This is a genomic window from Thermocoleostomius sinensis A174, from assembly GCF_026802175.1.
GTDB classification, from domain to species: Bacteria; Cyanobacteriota; Cyanobacteriia; order Elainellales; family Elainellaceae; genus Thermocoleostomius; species Thermocoleostomius sinensis.
Map to the genome: position 1 here is coordinate 4,808,078 of NZ_CP113797.1, position 17,832 is coordinate 4,825,909.

The 17,832-nt window shown below is 47.8% G+C and carries 17 protein-coding genes and 1 other RNA gene; 7 read left to right on the plus strand and 11 right to left on the minus strand.

The features are described from left to right. Positions 1-29: 29 nt before the first annotated feature. The 5 genes from OXH18_RS20695 to OXH18_RS20715 form a co-directional block, all read right to left on the minus strand. Positions 30-839 carry an ABC transporter permease gene (locus OXH18_RS20695; RefSeq protein ID WP_268609358.1) on the minus strand — a complete coding sequence of 270 codons (810 nt, stop codon included), beginning with the start codon at positions 837-839 and terminating at the stop codon, positions 30-32. A 5-nt stretch (positions 840-844) separates the two neighbouring features. Next, positions 845-1,702, minus strand: coding sequence for an ABC transporter permease (locus OXH18_RS20700; protein WP_268609359.1), 858 nt, complete (start codon positions 1,700-1,702; stop codon positions 845-847). 93 nt (positions 1,703-1,795) lie between these two features. Further along, positions 1,796-3,127: an ABC transporter substrate-binding protein gene (locus tag OXH18_RS20705; RefSeq protein WP_268609360.1), complete on the minus strand. Its 1,332-nt coding sequence runs from the start codon at positions 3,125-3,127 to the stop codon at positions 1,796-1,798. A 150-nt stretch (positions 3,128-3,277) separates the two neighbouring features. Beyond that, positions 3,278-4,456 (minus strand): ABC transporter ATP-binding protein, encoded by a 1,179-nt coding sequence (locus tag OXH18_RS20710; RefSeq protein ID WP_268609361.1) that lies wholly within the window; start codon positions 4,454-4,456, stop codon positions 3,278-3,280. 304 nt (positions 4,457-4,760) lie between these two features. Beyond that, positions 4,761-6,011 carry a Zn-dependent hydrolase gene (locus tag OXH18_RS20715; protein ID WP_268609362.1) on the minus strand — a complete coding sequence of 417 codons (1,251 nt, stop codon included), beginning with the start codon at positions 6,009-6,011 and terminating at the stop codon, positions 4,761-4,763. Positions 6,012-6,251: 240 nt separating this feature from the next. On the opposite strand from OXH18_RS20715, the gene OXH18_RS20720 reads away from it, so the two are divergent. The 3 genes from OXH18_RS20720 (at position 6,252) to ispE (ending at position 8,482) form a co-directional block, all read left to right on the plus strand. After that, positions 6,252-6,980 carry a GntR family transcriptional regulator gene (locus OXH18_RS20720; protein WP_290428421.1) on the plus strand — a complete coding sequence of 243 codons (729 nt, stop codon included), beginning with the start codon at positions 6,252-6,254 and terminating at the stop codon, positions 6,978-6,980. A gap of 128 nt (positions 6,981-7,108) precedes the next feature. Next, the gene (locus tag OXH18_RS20725; protein WP_268609363.1) at positions 7,109-7,495 is read left to right on the plus strand and encodes an allophanate hydrolase-related protein; all 387 of its coding nucleotides are present in this window, start codon (positions 7,109-7,111) and stop codon (positions 7,493-7,495) included. A gap of 39 nt (positions 7,496-7,534) precedes the next feature. Then, a complete protein-coding gene (gene ispE / locus OXH18_RS20730; protein WP_268609364.1) occupies positions 7,535-8,482 on the plus strand; it encodes a 4-(cytidine 5'-diphospho)-2-C-methyl-D-erythritol kinase in 948 nt (315 codons plus the stop codon). A gap of 11 nt (positions 8,483-8,493) precedes the next feature. On the opposite strand, the gene OXH18_RS20735 is transcribed toward ispE, so the two are convergent. The 3 genes from OXH18_RS20735 to OXH18_RS20745 form a co-directional block, all read right to left on the minus strand. Further along, positions 8,494-9,957 carry a di-heme oxidoreductase family protein gene (locus OXH18_RS20735; RefSeq protein ID WP_268609365.1) on the minus strand — a complete coding sequence of 488 codons (1,464 nt, stop codon included), beginning with the start codon at positions 9,955-9,957 and terminating at the stop codon, positions 8,494-8,496. Positions 9,958-9,980: 23 nt separating this feature from the next. Continuing rightward, positions 9,981-11,183 (minus strand): imelysin family protein, encoded by a 1,203-nt coding sequence (locus tag OXH18_RS20740; protein WP_268609366.1) that lies wholly within the window; start codon positions 11,181-11,183, stop codon positions 9,981-9,983. 260 nt (positions 11,184-11,443) lie between these two features. Further along, complete coding sequence (locus tag OXH18_RS20745) at positions 11,444-11,635, minus strand: hypothetical protein (RefSeq protein WP_268609367.1); 192 nt, start codon at positions 11,633-11,635, stop codon at positions 11,444-11,446. A 202-nt stretch (positions 11,636-11,837) separates the two neighbouring features. Here OXH18_RS20745 and OXH18_RS20750 point away from each other — a divergent pair, with 202 nt between their 5' ends. The 4 genes from OXH18_RS20750 (at position 11,838) to OXH18_RS20765 (ending at position 15,607) form a co-directional block, all read left to right on the plus strand. Then, positions 11,838-12,416 carry a Uma2 family endonuclease gene (locus OXH18_RS20750; RefSeq protein WP_268609368.1) on the plus strand — a complete coding sequence of 193 codons (579 nt, stop codon included), beginning with the start codon at positions 11,838-11,840 and terminating at the stop codon, positions 12,414-12,416. Between the two features lie 726 nt (positions 12,417-13,142). Then, entirely contained in the window at positions 13,143-14,267 is a 1,125-nt protein-coding gene (locus OXH18_RS20755; RefSeq protein ID WP_268609369.1) for a CHAT domain-containing protein, read from the plus strand. 30 nt (positions 14,268-14,297) lie between these two features. Next, positions 14,298-14,648, plus strand: coding sequence for a zinc ribbon domain-containing protein (locus OXH18_RS20760; RefSeq protein ID WP_268609370.1), 351 nt, complete (start codon positions 14,298-14,300; stop codon positions 14,646-14,648). Continuing rightward, entirely contained in the window at positions 14,639-15,607 is a 969-nt protein-coding gene (locus tag OXH18_RS20765) for a M48 family metallopeptidase (RefSeq protein ID WP_268609371.1), read from the plus strand. Before OXH18_RS20760 ends, OXH18_RS20765 begins: the two co-directional genes overlap by 10 nt. Before the next feature lie 138 nt (positions 15,608-15,745). Here the strand turns inward: OXH18_RS20765 and OXH18_RS20770 are convergent, their stop codons facing one another. The 3 genes from OXH18_RS20770 to OXH18_RS20780 all read right to left on the minus strand — a co-directional run bounded on the left by OXH18_RS20770 (position 15,746) and on the right by OXH18_RS20780 (position 17,815). Further along, positions 15,746-15,994, minus strand: a complete 249-nt coding sequence (locus OXH18_RS20770) for a hypothetical protein (protein ID WP_268609372.1) — start codon at positions 15,992-15,994, stop codon at positions 15,746-15,748. 324 nt (positions 15,995-16,318) lie between these two features. Next, positions 16,319-16,717: RNase P RNA component class A (gene rnpB, locus OXH18_RS20775), an RNA gene on the minus strand. A 234-nt stretch (positions 16,718-16,951) separates the two neighbouring features. Next, positions 16,952-17,815: a hypothetical protein gene (locus OXH18_RS20780; protein WP_268609373.1), complete on the minus strand. Its 864-nt coding sequence runs from the start codon at positions 17,813-17,815 to the stop codon at positions 16,952-16,954. Positions 17,816-17,832: the final 17 nt, after the last annotated feature.

Below are 17,832 nucleotides of genomic sequence, written 5' to 3' on the forward strand. Positions count from 1 at the left end.
TGTCAGCTACCAAGATAGATTAGGGGAATTTACTGGCGTTGCTGTTTGGAGATGAATTGAAACGCGAAAAAGGCGATCGCAATCATACTAAAGGAAAATAGGGTGGTTAGGGTTCCCAGGGCATACAGAGCCGGCGAAGTAACGTTGGTGGTCATACCGAAGATTTCTAGCGGCAGCGTATTGTACTGTCCAGACACCAACGAAGTACGAGTAAATTCGTCGTAGGACAAGGTGAAGGTTAAAATACCCACGCCCAGCAAGCTGGCAAAAATAAGAGGGAAGACAATTTCCCAAAAGGTTTTGAAATCGTTGGCTCCCAAGTCTCGTGCTGCTTCTTCGCAGGATGGATTGAAGCGATTAAAAATTCCCAGCATGATCAAAAAGGCAAAGGGCACAGTCCAGGTGAGGTGTGCACCTAATCCAGAGGTGAACCATTCGGTTTGCAGCCCCAACACTTGAAAGGTAATGCCGATGCCTAATGACACCAAAACGCTGGGCACAATCAGGCTAGCGATCGTCAGGTAAAAAATTGCGCCCGATCCTTTGAAGCGATGGCGGAAGGCCAGCCCTGCCAATACACTAACGGTAATTGACAGCAACATGATCAGCACCCCCAGCACAAGCGATCGTTGAAAGGCATCGACAAAGTTGCCAACGCGCTGTTCTTGAAACACCTGCCCCAACCAATAGAAGCTGAAGCCACGCATAGGAAAAGTGAGGGTACCTTCGGGTCCCTGAAGCGACAGCATAAAAATTGTAATCATGGGGCCGTAGAGAAACAGCACAAATAGCCCAAAAAAGGCAGCTAAAGCATAGAAAGACAATGGGCGTTTTTTCATGGCTCCTATAGCTCTTTGCGAATATCAACCACGCGCAAAATCCCCACGACTAGTAGTAGCGTCACCACCAACAAAATCACGGCATTGGCGGCAGCTAAGGGGTATTGCAAACTGCCAATCTGGGTTTGAATTAATTTCCCGATCGAGGCCGATTGTCCGCCGCCCATCAACCGCACCGTAACGAATTCGCCCATCACCAGCGTCACCACAAAAATCGAGCCGATCGCAATCCCTGGAGCCGCCAAGGGCAAAATAATTTCTTGCAAAATTTGCCACCCGGACGCGCCCATGTCTTGCGCGGCGGTAATCAAGGTGCGATCGATCCGCATCAAGCTGTTGAAGATGGGCGCAATCATAAAAAAGTTATACAGATGCACCATGCCCAACACCACCGCGAAATCAGAATAGAGCAACCAATCTACAGGCTGATCAACGAGATTGAGACCTAGCAGAAGCTGATTCACTAATCCTTCTCGACCCAATAGCGGAATCCAGGAAATCATCCGAATAATATTCGATGTCCAGAACGGAACCGTGCAAATCAAAAACAGAATAATTTGCCAGGTTGAGTTCTTCACATAGAACGCAAGAAAGTAAGATACGGGGAAGGCGATCGCTAAACAAAAGAACCAAACTAGGGCAACATATTTGAATGTATTGAGATATGTTCTGAGAGTAACTTCTGACGTAAAGATAGATGTGTAATTGTCCAGCGAAAAGGCCGGAACCATCGAATAGCCCGTGAATTGCCAAAAGCTGACAATAAAAATCATGAGAATAGGCAACACCAGGAATAATAGAAATACCAGCGTCTGCGGTGTTGCCAAGAAATAGGGGGTGAATGCTTTGAGAGGATGATTCATAGTTGGGTAGGAGCGAAACATTCAGAAGAGAACCTCCCAATGTGTGGTCAAAACTGACTCCCAAATGCTTCACCAGTACAGATTAAATTGCCTCTAAGAAGCCACAAACTCGTTCCACTTTTGCACAAGGTATTGCTGTTCGTCCATTGTGGAGTTCCAAACCACCACATTACCCATGCGTTCTTTAAACGAACCGCCATCGCGCACGGCTCCTGCTGACTCCAGCTTCTTGCCAAACGGATCGATCATGTCTTCGGCGGCGGGTTTGCCTTCATACCAGAAATCATACTCGGCTTGCGACATGAACTTCTTAGCGTTTTCCGGCACCGCGCTGTAGTAGCCTTGCCGTCCCAAGAAGGCACCCACCCAACCGTCTAGCATCCAGTTCATGTACTCGTAGGCTGCATCCAAATTAATTCCCGAAAGATTCTTCGACAGTCCAATGCCGCCGCCCCACCCACGATAGCCTTCTTTCATCGGTGCGTAGATGCACTGAATTCCTTGTGACTTTACCGCCGTCACCGCAGGCGACCACATCGATTGCAGCACTACTTCGCCCGACGACATCAAGTTCACCGATTCATCAAAGGTTTTCCAAAAAGCTCGGAATTGTCCGGCTCGTTTCTGTTCCTTCAATAAATCGGTAATCTGATCAATCTCTTCGCGGGTCATATTGCCCTTGTCGCCGAACTTCATCAATCCTGATGCTTCCGCTACCATTGCTGCGTCCATGATGCCGATCGACGGAATATCGAGAATCGAGGTTTTGCCTTTAAACTCGGGATTGAACAATTCTGCCCAGCTTTCAATTTTGCGGTTGACCAAATCTGGACGATAGCCCAAGGTGTCAGCGTTGTACTGGAACGGCAGTAGCGTGGCCCAGTTAGTAGGTTCGGTGGCAAATTCGGTCGAATTTTGGTCGGTCAAATACATCACCTTAAAAGGATAGGTTCCTTGTGAGGTTTCCACCGGAGTACCGTCAAACTTGCCTTGAGTGAAGATTGGCACAATTTTGTCAAATTCGGTGATTTTGCTGACATCGATCGCCTGCAAATTACCGGATGGCACCACTAGCGGCAAACTGAAAAATTCACCGTCAAAAATGTCGTATTGTCCCGGCTGGGAAATGGCAATCTGGTTATTTTCCTCAGTGCTCAGCGCCCGCATTTGCAGCTTGAAGCCCAAATCTTCTTGGGCTTTGTCGCGAATTTCGTTAATTTGAGACACGCCTGTGCCAATAAACCGCAGCGTTACATCTTTGATTTGATTAGTATTAACTTCTGGGCCAGTCGCAGGATTATTCGGTGTGCCGCTAGGGGCATTGGTTTGGGCGGTATTTGTTCCGCTAGCGCAGCGGGCTACGGTAAAGGCAGCACCCGCAGCTAATCCGGTCTTCATCAGTTTGCGGCGAGAAAGTCTAGTCATAGGGGTATTCAGGTAAGTGATAGAGAGGGGTGGGGAGGAATTGGTAATGGGTAATTAGTAATGGGTAATTAGTAATGGGTAATTGGTAGTGGTAATCAGTCATAACCTATCACCTATTACCGATTACCCATCATCCATTACCCTCCTCACCTAATGTGGTAAAAAGATACAGTTTTCGGTGTCCCAACTCAGAGTAACGAGTTGTCCTTCGTTTGCGGCTTGGGTGAGCCAGTCGTGGGTGCGAATTTTGTAAACAATCTCTTCGCCAGTGGCTTCGGCTAATAGGGAAACACGAGTCACATATCCAGTGAATTCGATCGCCACAACCCGAGCTGTTAATTGATTGGGGGCAGACGGGTTGCTGGGAGGATAGGGCCACAGGGTCATGCAATCGCTGCGCACACAACAGGCGGCGGTCATACCCACATCAGCCGCTTGACCGCGACAGAGAAAGGTGCCAAGGCGATCGACTTCCAGTTCAATAATGGCACCCGTGTGAGCGGCGGCTACACTTGCTACCTTGCCCACAAAGATGTTGTTATCTCCAACAAAGCGGGCCACAAAGCGAGAGGCTGGTGTGTTGAAGATTTGATCAGGGGTGCCGATTTGGTCAATGCGGCCGTGATCCATGACCACGATTTGATCTGAAAGAGCAAAGGCTTCGTCTTGTCCGTGTGTGACTTGAATAAAAGTCATGCCAAACTCTTTCTGCAATCGCCGCAACTCGGTGCGCGTTCTCACCCGCAAATTTTCATCCAAAGCGCTGAGCGGTTCGTCAAGCAATAATACCTGGGGGCGAGTGACGAGTGCCCTGGCCAAGGCGACCCGCTGCTGTTGTCCACCGCTGAGTTGGTTGGGTTTGCGATCGGCAAACTTTATCAGCCCTACTACTTCCAGAATCTCCGCTACACGACGAGTGCGTTCTTCCTTGGGCACGTTTTTCATGCGTAGCCCAAAATCGATGTTCTGCCACACGGTTTTGTGGGGAAACAACGCATAGCTTTGAAACATCATCGAGGTGTTGCGCTGCGCTGGTGGTAAATCATTTACCCGTCGATCGCCAATGAATAAATCCCCCCTTGTAATTTCTTCATGGCCAGCAATCATGCGCAGTGTCGTCGTTTTGCCACAGCCACTTGGTCCCAACAAACAAGTATAAGATCCGGCTGGAATCTCCAAATTGATATCTTCAACCGCCGTAAAGGAGCCATACTGTTTTGTCACCGAGCGCAGAGTCACCCCGGCGGTATGCGAGGATAGTTCTTCTTGGATGCTGCCAATGGGAGTCGATGACAGTTTTGACGTTGAAGCAGAGACAGGTAAAGTCATAGGAAAACCGTCAAGCTAGGAAATGATGACACATGGCGATGATGAATCACGGGTGGGTGGAGGCGCATCGCGGAGAACTAGACAACCTAGACAACAGAGTGCAACCCGGATGGTGACTTGAAAACAGTCGCTAGGGGGCTAACTAGAAAACCGATAGGATTCAGTACAAATCTTTTTGGAGGGATAGATTGTATTCAAAATCACATTTCATTAGGATTTTTGTAGTCTATCTCTCGATAGTGGCCTTTACGCTATCTTTCCCGAATTTGACTATTTGTCTACAACTTGTCTACAACCTTGATCCTTACAGCGGATAGAGTCGATCGAGTTGCAGAAAGGTTTGCAGCAAAACATTGGCTCCTTGGGTGCATTGCTCAGGCGATGTATATTCTTGACCAGAGTGGCTGAGTCCGTTCTGGCTCGGCACAAAAATCATACCCATGTCTGTAAACCGTCCCATTTCCATCGCGTCATGTCCTGCCCGGCTGGGTAATGAGCAGTAGCCCAACCCTGAGTCTTGGCAAACCTGAGCGATCGTTTCTTGAATGAGCAAAGCAGCGGGGGTCGGATCAACGCACAGCACTGGAGCTATGCTGATGTCGGTATGGGTAGCTTGGGCGATCGACTGAAGGGTATCTGCCAATTGCTGTTCCATCTCGTTGAGGCAGGCTTCGGACAGATCGCGCATATCCACCATCAGGTCTACTCGACCGGGCACAATGTTGGCCGCGTTGGGCGAGACATTCAAAAATCCAACGGTGGCGACTGGTTGGCTCGGTTGACGCAGGGCCATTTGCTGTACAGCTAGGATCACCTGGGCGGCAGCCACCAGCGCATCTTGGCGAGCAGTCATCGGAGTAGTTCCGGCATGGTTTTCTTGTCCAAGGATGGTGATGGAGTGTCGCCGCATTCCTACCACGCCTTGCACCACCCCGATCGCCATCTCGAATTGTTCCAACACTGCCCCCTGTTCGACGTGCAATTCCACAAAGGCGGCCATGTCGCGCTTGGTGCGTTTTGCGGTTGCTAGAGCATCCCAATTGCCGCCAATTGTTTCCAGATGGGCTTCGATCGATCCGCCAATTTTGGGGCGATAACGATCGGGCGCTTGCAGCAGGGCTGTACCAGCCATTGCCTGACAGCCAATCATACTGCTCTCTTCGTCAGTAAACACAATGACCTCGATCGGGTGATCTAGATGAAGATGTTGTTCGTGCAGGGTTCGCACCATCTCAATCCCTGCCAGTACACCTAATACGCCATCATAGGGACCACCCGACGGCACGGTATCGATATGCGATCCGGTAGCCAAAGCAGGTGCATCTTCGACTCGGCCAGAATAGCGCCCAATCACATTTCCAGCAGCGTCAATGCGCACCGTCATTCCGGCTTCGCTCATCCACTGCTGCACTAGATAGCGCGCTTGCAAATCTGCGGGCGTGAAGGCCAACCGACAAATATCACCATTCTCCAACTTCCCCACCTTCGCTAGGCGATCGATGTTAGCATTAAGCCGATCGCCATTGATGGTCAGCTTTTTTGTTAAAACGGTCATCCTTGAACACTCCCTATCTATGATTTTGTATACTGTATACAAGCTTAACCAAAATTATTGTATTCAATCCTACCGCTAGCACATTTAATGAATTAGGGAGGGTGTGAGGGAGGGCGAGGATGCATGAATCGATATAGCATGGTGATCCTAGCAGTCTGAAGGGGATCAGCTTTTTCTAGCTGCCCATTATCCCAGCGCCCATCCCCGAGAACACGGTTCATTGTTGACGGAGGCTACGCCTTGTCCATATCTCTCAACTCAATTCAGCGAAGTAAATCTCTATATGAGCAAACCTATGATGCCCTGCGCACTAGTATTCTCACTGGAGATTTAGAACCAGGAGCACGACTAGTAGAAACTCAACTGGCCGAACAGCTTCAAGTCAGCCGCACCCCTATTCGTGAAGCCATTCGACAACTGCAACGGGATAATTTAGTGACAGCCGATGCAAACGGAAGCTTGCGAGTCACCACAATCTCGATCGCCGATGTGGCTCAGTTGTATGATTGTCGTATTGCCCTAGAACAGTTGTCAGTTGAAGCAGCTTGTCAAAATGCCACCGCCTTGCAACTGCGACGGCTTGAAGACTTGGTATCACAAGCTGAGCATCTCCAAACCCAACCTTGGGCCCAATCCGCTCGATCGCCCCGCTCCAGTTCCTATCTGTTGGATTTGGATTACCAGTTTCACCATACGATCGCGGAAAGTTCGCAAAATCGCTGGTTGGTGACGTTGCTGGAACAAGTGTTCGACCAAATGACCCTGCTGCGGGTGCAAACCACTCGCCACAACCCCAGGGTGTTGGAAATCCGGTTAGAACATCGCCAGATTTTTACTGCCATAGCCCAACGGGATGTAGTGGCATCCGTGGATGCAATTCGATCGCACCTGATCGCCAGCAAAGCCAGAGTGATTCAAGAAGTGAAGAATTTGCATGTGGCGATCGGCGATTCAGAGGCAGGAGACTAGGGCTTGGGGGCTGGGCTTTGCCGTGAGTGTCAGTCGGACGGAATTGGGGATGAAAATTGATTATTCTTTAGTTCTAAAATTAAATTTCTGAGATCAAGTTTGCCACTAGTCAGGAAGGAGCGACATTCATGCATCGCGTGTTCATTTGTGGGTCAGCATTGCGCGGTCAGCCCGATCACCAAAATTTGCAATCTGCAATCTTTATTAAGGAAACGAAAACGCTACCGCTCTACCGGCTTCATGCGGCGGAAAATGGCTGGCATCCAGCAATCTACCAAGTCGAAACGGGTGGCATTTCAATTCCGGGTGAAATCTATGAGCTGACGCCAGAGCAGTTTGAATATTTGGCAACCAATGAACCGCCGCATATGTATCCGGCTGAGGTGAAGTTAGAGGGCAATGAGGTGGCGACGGCGTTTCTCTATCCACAGGAGCTAGTGGAGCAGTATAACTGGCTCGATATCTCTGACTATGGCGGTTGGGCTGCCTACAAAAAAGCGACGGCCACCGCTTAGACTGGTTGCAGCCGTTTTTATCGCCACCCTGACGCCTGTATGCAATCCTATTCGCTCCTTGCGCCTGCCAAAATTAATCTCTATCTGGAAATTATTGGCGATCGTCCCGACGGTTATCATGAATTGGCAATGATTCTGCAAAGCATTGCCTTAGCCGACCGAATTGATTTGCGCGCCAACGGCACCGATCAAATCCGAGTTCACTGCGATGATCCGCAAGTGCCAGCCGATGACAGCAACCTGGCCTATCGAGCAGCGGCGCTGATGGCAACTCAGTTTCCAGACGCTTACAACCGCTACGGCGGCGTGGATATCACTCTGCACAAGCACATTCCGATGGGAGCAGGGCTGGCTGGCGGCTCTACGGATGCGGCAGCAGTACTGGTAGGGGTGGACTTGCTCTGGAAACTGGGGCTGACGCAAACAGAAATTCAAGAGTTAGCGGCGCAACTGGGATCGGATATTCCCTTTTGTGTCACAGGCGGCACTGCCATTGCCACCGGACGCGGAGAGAAACTAGCTCCTTTGCCCAGCCTCGATCGCCTTCATGCCGTGCTGGCAAAGTATCACAGCATTGGGGTGTCCACTGCTTGGGCGTACAAAACCTATCGCCAACAGTTTCATGATTCCTATGTCACTGATCCGTCCACCTTACTGGATCGATCGCGGCGAGTTCATGCGCGGGCGATTGTAGAAGCCATTATGCAGCACGATAATCATTGCATCGGGCAGTTGTTGCATAACGATCTAGAGCGTGTGGTATTTCCCGCTTATCCTTCCGTCGCTCATCTGAAACAAACCCTGATGCAGTTTTACCCACTGGGCGTGATGATGTCTGGCTCTGGCTCAACGGTGTTTGCACTGGTAGAAACCGCTGAACAGGCCTATCACCTGCAACAGCAATTGCGGCAGGCCATTTCTGACCCAGATTTGGGTATTTGGACTACACAACTAATTGCACATGGCGTTCAGTTGATGCATTCTTGATGCTGATACCTTCACAGCGATCGCAAAAACCGGATCAGAGCAGCGCGATCGGCAGCGGACATAGTTCTAAATGCTTCTTTGGAGGCTTCTGCTTCACCGCTGTGCCAAAGAATGGCTTCCTCAAGGGTGCGGGCGCGACCATCGTGTAGGTAACTAGAGTAAGGCAATACAGTTTGCGTTAAACCAATTCCCCACAACGGAGAAGTTCGCCATTCTGTGCCAGTTGCTTGAAAATCCGATCGATGATCAGCTAATCCATCTCCTAAATCGTGTAGCAGCAAATCGGTGTACGGGTGAATTACTTGATTCGTCAGCACTGGAATGGGGTGATTGCCTGTTCGTAATTCCGATACATGGCACGCGGCGCAGTTAGCAACAGTAAATAACATTTCGCCCCGCTGCACCTCGGGATCGTCGAGCAAGGTGCGGCCCGGAACCGCAAGTGTTTGTACATAGAATGTGGCCTGGTCGAGGGTAGTGCGATCGATGTCGCTGGAACCGTCTGGGTTGGGAAACAACGGATTGGTAATTCCCATATCGTTGACATAGGCGGCTGCCGATTGTTGCAGCAGGTTGGGTTGATTTGCCTTTAAGCCAAACCGTCCCAAGGCAGTGGTCTGCTGAACCACATCCCAAACTTGATTGGGGCGACCTGAAATCCCATCCTGATTTCTGTCTTCTGGGTCTGCCAACGCCAAAATGTCCGTGTCAGGAACGGCTTCTAACAGCCCAAGTCCAAAAACAGGCGGCGGCAACCGCAACGACACCTGCACTGACGGTGGCAATGGACTGCCGTCTCGCAAGGTAATGCGAGGTTGCGGTGATCGGAGCCGATAAGGAGTACCATCGCCATACTGTCCTGTCTGTTCCTGCCACTGAAGGTCTACCGTTGCCTCTGGAGCCTGCCCATAGACTCCGTGATCTTGAATTTGCGTGCCCAAGCCAGGAACCGGCGGGGTACTTTCTAGATCGACCGTTGCTTCGGGATGATAGTTGGCGATCGGCATTCCAGGTGCATCGGAACTGGATGCTTCAATGGCTGGCAAACTAACACGGGCAAGCAATTGCCCTGGTTGCGGTAGGCCGCGCCCATTGCGCAAGTGGCATCCTGCGCAAGAAGCATTGTTAAACAACGGCCCTAACCCTGAATTAAGTGGGGCTGGGGCGGTGACAAACACTGCCTCGAATGCCAGATCACCTTTGAGATGGCGATTCACTTCAGCGGCGCTTAATCCGGCTGAGGGCTGCTCGTAAGCGCTAGAACTGCGATTTGAAACGGTGGTGGTTCCTCCAGCCATAGGGATTGAAGTTTGGGCTTGGACAACAAACCCGCGATCGAACCCAGGGGAGAAGCCAGCGGAGAACAGTCCATTGGATAAGAAAATACCAGCGATCAGCGCGATCCCAAACAGCAGTATCAAACGAATCTGCCTAGCCCCAGCCGATCGCCGTCCCATACCTTTGATGATGGTCATCTTGCATGCACACCCCAACGCTCCTATCCTGCCTGCACCTGGGGGAGTACCTCAGATTGCAGCGTGTTAAAAACTTGCAAAATGGCGGCTTGAGCCGCTTCCATCTGAGCAATGGTGTCAGCCTCTTCAAGGTTTGTCTCGACCGGCCCTGGAATCGCCGCTACCGCATCGATCGCCGCTTCTAACTCGCGTTTAATTTGGTCATCTAAAGCAGGATTTTGTTCTGCCACCCATGCACTCAAACTATAGCCCGTATCCGAAGCAGAAATGCTGCCAAGATAAGCATTTCTTACACTCAGAAGGTTGTTATGCAAATCATTTAAGGTGGTTTGACTGAAGCGGCTTTCTAAAGTGACTGTATCCTTTGTTTCCAGTGGTTCACCGATCTTCTCGTTGGCAACTTCGTCTAAGCAACCCAACATTCCCTGCACAATTTCTTCCACTGCTGCATTGGCTGTTAAATAAGCAGGGTTACTGCTGTCGCCGGCTGTCGCTAGGACCTGACGATACGGCGGATTGCCATCTATTCCCGTTACCCAACTTTGTAAGAGTGCTTTGGCGGTCTGATCAAAGGCGATCGTCGCTGCTTGCAGATATGCTAGTTCCCGTTCCGAGAAATCATCGACTGTTTTGTCGTTTTCGACTCCAAATAGAATGAATTCAATGGCGTGAAAGCCCTGTTGTGTGGTTTGCAACGTAGCGATGTATTCAGGTGTTAACTCTTCTTCACTATTGATTACTGCCAGAACATCTGCTTCGTTCACCGGCCAATCATCTAGAGCACCATCGTATCCCAGAGAGTCTGCTGGGCCAAAGGCAAAAGCCTCGCTCTGTTCCCACGGAAAACGAGCAGTGATCCAAGACTCGCGGGCAGCTTGCAGGGTTTGATCGGTGGGATTGCTGATAAAGGCATTGACAGTTGCCACTAGTTCCTCTGATCGAACCACTAGCTCTTCGTAGGTGGCAACAACGACTCGATCGGCAAAATCACCGACCAATTGACGACTAGTCGCCTGATCGATACTACGGCTGACAGCTTCAGTCCTGGGATCTTCCGCAGTGATGAACGGTTCCGGTGGGATGGCTGGTGCGCCCAGGGTCAAAGATTGACGGCTCAAACCACCAAGCAGAGTCAGTAGGCTGGCGGCCAACACCACCTTGGTACACGGCCCAACATATGGCATCGATCGAGGCAGGAACATCAATGAGAATGGACTTAGATGCATCTTTGAAATATCCACTTTAAAATCTTTCTTAAGAATCATTCAGATTGCAGCCTCTATCATCAACAAGCTTGCTGGGAACAGTCTGCATGGTTGCTGAACTTGCAAAGCTTTGCTGCTCAAAGACTAGTATAGGCTTGAGTCAATACAAGCAAGAACGGCAATAATCATCCTACACTATTAATAATGATTCTCAGCAATTTTGAAACAAGCCACGACCAAAAGCACCTAATTTTACAAAAGCTTGCGAAAGCAAAAGAAACTTAGAAAAACGCAGCAGAATGATACATTCGATTAAATTTTTCATCTGGGCTTGTCTTTGCACCCGTCCGCCCATCAATCGCTATAGAGGCCGGATCGACAAATTTTCCCTGGTCGTACCAATACACGGTGCGGATTGGATAGGGAATATTGATGTTCGCTCGATCGCAGGCTTGTTTTAGCGCCATCATCATACTTCTGTTTAGCAACGCCCCATTCAGTTCGATCGCGCTGAGATGAGTGAACGGATGGTTACGCCATGAAAGCAGATGTGCTCAGCTTTGTGACAGTGTGTTTGAAATGATGACGGGGCGATCGGAAGTAAAGTTTCTTGAGAATGCATGTAAAGATAGAGCTAATAGAAACAGCCTTGAATCATGATGGTAGGTTGCTGAGATGGCTGCAATTATTTTGGATCTCAAACCCTTTGTTGACCTAAGCGATGACCAATTTTATCAACTGTGCCAAAACCACCGTGACCTAAAATTTGAACGGACTTCCCAGGGAGAATTAGTTATCGTGACGCCAGTTGGAGGAGAAGGAGGCAGCCGTGAGGCAGACTTAATTGGAGATTTGGTGTATTGGAATCGCCGCACCCAACTCGGTAAGGTATTCAGTTCTTCTACTTGCTTCAAACTTCCAAATGGAGCTAATCGATCACCTGATGTAGCCTGGGTGATGCAGGAGCGGTGGAATCAACTCACACCAGAGCAACAAAAAAAGTTCCCCCCCCTTTGTCCCGATTTTGTGATTGAGTTGCGCTCTGAGAGTGATGCGCTGGAGCTACTGCAACAAAAGATGCAGGAGTACATCAATAATGGATTACGCTTAGGATGGCTAATCAATCCTCAAGACCGGCAAGTAGAAATTTATAAAACGAATCAAATGAGACAGGTTCTTGACAATCCTCAGCAACTAAATGGAAATGATGTGCTGCCGGGATTTATGTTCGATTTATCTCTGATTTGGGATTGAAATGTAGAAAGATAAAGAGAATGCCCTCACTCGGCTTCACCTAACCAGAAGTTATCAGGTAAAGGCTTGTTGAAGTCTTCTTTTAGCCGATTGAGTAAATTCAATACTTGTAATAGCAATGGCTCTGGTACTGAGGCTAGCTCACGCACGATCGTCGCTAGAATAGTCGTGGTATGTAACCTATCAGCCCTATTCTTCCAACTTTGGCACAGTTGCCAAGTTCACTAGGCCAATGAGCCAACTTCACCTACAGATCCACAAGCTTATTAAATAGACTGTTAATTACTTTTATTAATACGTATTTACCTAAACACTCCCCTAAAGCTAGACGATCGAGTTTGATGGCTGAAGGAGCGATCGATGTTCAGAGATGAGAGGGCATTTTTAGATAAAAGTTAAAGCATTACTTTAACTGAATGTAAATTATCTAAATTACATTGACTTTTAGCCGGAGCTTGTGTGTAAGAAGTGTATATCCAATGTGGGAATCTAAGCGTGCTAGAAGGAGTAAAATTTTCTTTTGAAAGAGACAATTTAGATTATGATAGGTGATCTCATGCACACACCTGAAACTCAGCGAAGCTACGGAAACTTCTCAAGCAAGAGTTGTCGAAATATTTATTAATACTTCATAACACAAAATGACTTAGCCTCTACAGTAGGAGCCGTTTATTTCATCTTTTCTCAGCTTTCAATCCATCTTGAAGCAACTTTTGATAGGGCCTCATGAAAGATATTATTACTCCAAAATCAATTTTGTTACTTGCTGCAAATCCTAGAGAAACTAGAAGTTTGCGATTGCAAGAGGAGGAGCGAGAGATTAGAGAACGGTTACGCCTCGCAGGATATGGAAAAACACCCATCAATTCTACTGGAGCGACTCGATCGCGAGATATTCAGCAAGCGATGCTGGATTTCAAACCACAGATTGTGCATTTCAGTGGACATGGTGCTGCACAAGAAGGATTGGTCTTTGAGGATGCCGCAGGACAAGGAAAGTTGGTTAACTCGTCAGCATTAGCAAATTTGTTTAGATTGTTTAATCGCGTCGAATGTGTTGTCTTAAATGCCTGCTATTCAAAGTTTCAAGCTGAGGCAATTGCTCGACATATTGAATATGTTATTGGCATGAGTCAAAGAATTGGTGATAAAGCTGCTATTGAGTTTTCAGTAGGCTTCTATTCTGCTTTAGGAAGTGGCGAGTCAATTGAATTTGCATATGAACTTGGTTGTAATGCCATTCAATTAGAAGGATTACCAGAAGAATTAACCCCTGTTCTTTATAAAAAAGGAAAGCTACTTCAAATATACATTGGCAATAGAGTTTTAAGAACCGATGAAGCGAATGATGAAGCAAGTCGTGAACTACATCAAGATCGAGTAGAAAAAAATTTAGGTGTTAACACTGTTCCTTCTGAACACGTTTCAGAGCACTCAACTCAAACAATCTTGGAAGTACAGAAATCACCTAACAAGGATGCAATCATTCTCAATATACTCAGTAAGCTATTTGATGCGTTGTCTAGTCCTAACCGTGAGATAGGTATTCGAAAGTTTGAAGAAATCGCTCATCAATCTCTATTTCAGAATGGTCAGATTGATCCAGCTTTCCGTAAAAATTGCTTCGATGTAGCAGCTACAAGATTAAATTTGTATAAGCAACCTGCTGAAGTGACTAGAAGTGAAATTACGAGCAGAACAAGGCTTGGTTTAAGAGGTGATAAAGAAGAGGGTAGGGAAGAAAAGTATGTAATTGCTCGTAAGGAGCAATTAGGAGGATTTAAGGGGCATGTTCGTATCTTTTTTCCTGCTAATGGTAGTTCAGCCAAAGTGTCGGGCTTAAATCTTTAATGTCTTTTATGTAACAAGGAGAGCGTCTTTGTGAAGTGTTCAAACTGTCAGACTGAAAATCAAAAAGGTTCAAAGTTCTGCATCAACTGCGGTGAATCCTTAAAAATCGCTGCACCTATTGATGATGGAATTCGTCAATCTCCATCGTCAAATAAAAGATACGCTCAAGGTAAAAACCCAACCCTTGCTGCAATTTTATCCTTCCTAATTATAGGGCTTGGTCAAGTCTACAATGGCGATTTTTTGAAAGGAATAGTTATGTTTATAATTGCAGTCGTTTTATTTGTTCCCACCGCAGGATTAAGTTCTTTTCCCATGCTCTTTTGGTCAGTTATTGATGCCTATCAAGTTGCTAAAGGTAATCAAAGATTATGGAAATAATGAAAATAGAAGGACTTAACCCTCTAGAATATGAGCATCCTTTAGATCAGAAAGGTCTCAATATGTTGGAGAAAACACCAGGCTTAGACTTTTGGGTCAATAAGTTCTATGAGCTTGGTGCTGAACGGTTCTTACAACTCCATTTTGTTGGTAGTAACCTTAAAGTAACTTCTAGCAGCCTTCCTGATATCTACGAAATCTTAGAAAACGTTTGTGAAACTTTGAACTTGAAGACTACACCTGAACTTTACGTTCGACATGATAATTACACGTCTGAGGTACAACCTGTAGCTAATAATCTTCAAGGGATTACTATAGGAGTCGATCGTCCTCTAATTGCAATTAGTGCTGAATGTATCGAAAGTTTTTCAAGTTCAGAATTAGCATTTATACTTGGCTGTGAAATAGGTCGCATCAAGAGCAGGCATGTACTCTACAGCAACATTGCTGGTTTGCTTCCATCTGTTAGTGGAGTAATGGCAGGTTTGACGCTTGGAGTCAATTTAACAAGGCCCGTAATAGATGGATTAAATGTCGCACTAACACAATGGTATAGATGGTCAGAATTTACTGCCGATCGGGCAGGGTTATTAGCCTGCCAAGATTTAACTACTGCAATGAGATCAATGGCAAAAATTGCAGGACTACCTAGGAAGTATTTTGATTCTTTTGATATTGATGATTTTGTTACTCAGGCAAGAGAATATGAAGGGTTTGGGGATACTTCTTACGCCAAGCTGCTAAAAATATTTAGTTTAATGTCTAGGAATCAAGCCTTTATTGTTTCACGGGCAAACGAACTTCTAAAATGGATAGACTCTGGAGGATATCAAGCAGTATTAGAGCGTAAAACCAAAATCAAACCACCTCCACCCGCTAATTTTTGCCGCCATTGTGGATTCAAGCTTGAGCTTTCCAATGCCTTCTGCTCAAACTGTGGACAGCAAACTTCCGCTTGAGATCCTTTCGCCCTCTTACCAGAAAACCCCCGATCGATCACTGAGGGTAGAGACGGGTCATGGGTCATGGGTCATCGTGACAGTAGTTAGTACCCATCACCTATCCCCCATCACCCATCACCATCTTCCGCTTATCTCCTACCGATCGACATAGCGCTTATAGATGCGCATAATCTCTCCCGGTTCTCGAATGGTAGCTTGCTGAATCTGGGCATAGGGCAAGGCCCGCGACCAGTGCTCCACCCGGCAAAACCCACAGTGATACAGATGGGCGATCGTGTGCTCCACCTCTTCGGGTGGTCCAATCAGCAGCATTTTCACCGATCGCCGAGACGACGCCACGGGGCGATCGCAGTCGGTCGGCGGGGTCATAAACTCATCAGCCATGCTTAAACTCCTTTAGGTCTAGGGTAAGAAACCCTAGAGACTCGCTCTCAGCAGACTCAGACAGCACCAGGCCGCACAAGCTGAAAGCAGGGGCGCTATAATGCACCCTAGCCTTTAGACTAGTGGACATAGTCTGAGGTTAGCTAGCTCAGGTGTTTTGCTTGGTCGGCGGACACCTAGCTAGCGCTAGAGAAGGGGATCTCTAGGTAGCCCGGTTACTCTTCCTCTAACAGATGAATAACCATAGTCACCCACCCTAGCAGAAGCCGATCGCCGAATCAAGTCATATTTGTTACCGTCTGTTAAAGATTGACGAAGCGTAAAAAGGGAAGAGGCGGACATAAGCCGGGTTCTGTTCCCTAGACGATCGCTCATCCAGAGGGCGGTTATCTATCTGGGATGCCTGTCACCAGACACCTCATGCGGAATACGCAGAAGTGAAACTCACTCCTACCCGGAGCCGGAAAAAGACCAACCTTTGCTCCTTCGACCTTGCTTCCAACCGGGGTTTACCGAGCCAACACCTCTCGATGTTGCTGGTGCGCTCTTACCGCACCTTTGCACCCTTACCTGTGAAAGGCTCAAGCTGTCCTTTCCATTGGCGGTATGTTTCTGTGGCACTCTCCTCACGCTCGCGCGCACTGGGCGTTACCCAGCAGGTTCGGTCTTTCGGAAGCCCGGACTTTCCTCAGGCAAAATGCCCGCAACCGCCTGCGCCTCCTCTTCCCTTATTCCCAGTCTACAAGGCGAGGAGGGGGAAAGGATGAGAGCATTGCTGAATTCAAGTAGGAGTTGCCCTCATCGCCAGGATGAGAAAGGGGAAATGGGTGAATGAAACGAGGCTAATACTATATTCTCTATCTCCCCTTGCTAAGGGAAGAAGCCACAGGCGGTGGGATGAATACGATACAGCCTGACAAAGCATGGATATCATCCTACCTCCTAACCTCCGATCGCTCATTTCTTCGGATTCCAGGGCAGTTGGTCATACCAAGGCATCTTCAGGACGGTGAATTTACACCAGAGGTAATAGGGACGATCGCTGGTATCTGCTCCCGTTTCCAATGTATTTAATGTGACAAGTTTTAAGGATAGCCGCAGAAAAAAATCAAAGGTGCGTTTGCGATCGTCGAAGGACGTTAACCGTTTTTCAAGCTCTTCTCGCACAGCTTTCGGCACGTCCTTATTCTTAGACTTAGCTTTAATCGCTTTGAAATCCAAAATTGGAACCTTGGGTTCCATAATTTGTTTTTCAGTATTGGGTTTCAGAGTATCTTCAGCGGTAAAGGTAGCGGTGAGCTTGTCGCCTGGAGCCACAAGACTAGGGGGTTGAAATTTGGGTGGTTGCGAGTCGGCTAAAATCGGATCTTTGTCAGTTGTGAGGCGAACGACTCGTCGAGCCGTGTTGTCATAGTCAGTTAGGCTACAACTATCCCAGTTAATGTAAATATCAATGTCTTTCGATTTGTTTTCCACGTTCATGATCAAGAACCGGGGCTGTTCATCTTTGTCATGATCGTCAAGGTCATACTTGTATCGCTTTTTAAATTTGAAAGAAATACCCAAGATATCTTTAAGCGATCGATCGCCAAACGTCATGCGCTCGAGTTGTTGATCAAACGGCTCTTCTCTCGGTTTAAAGTCCTTAGAAGCAGGGTCAATGATCTGAGGATCAGGAGCTTTAATTCTAGGATTACTGGTATCTAGCTTGCTGACAAAGTCAACTTTAGTTTGCTTGTCAAGCGATGCGATCGCCCGGTTCACAATGTAAACCACCGTGAGCAGAAACAAAGTCACAATCACTAAATCCAATGAACTCATGGCCAATGAACTTCCCT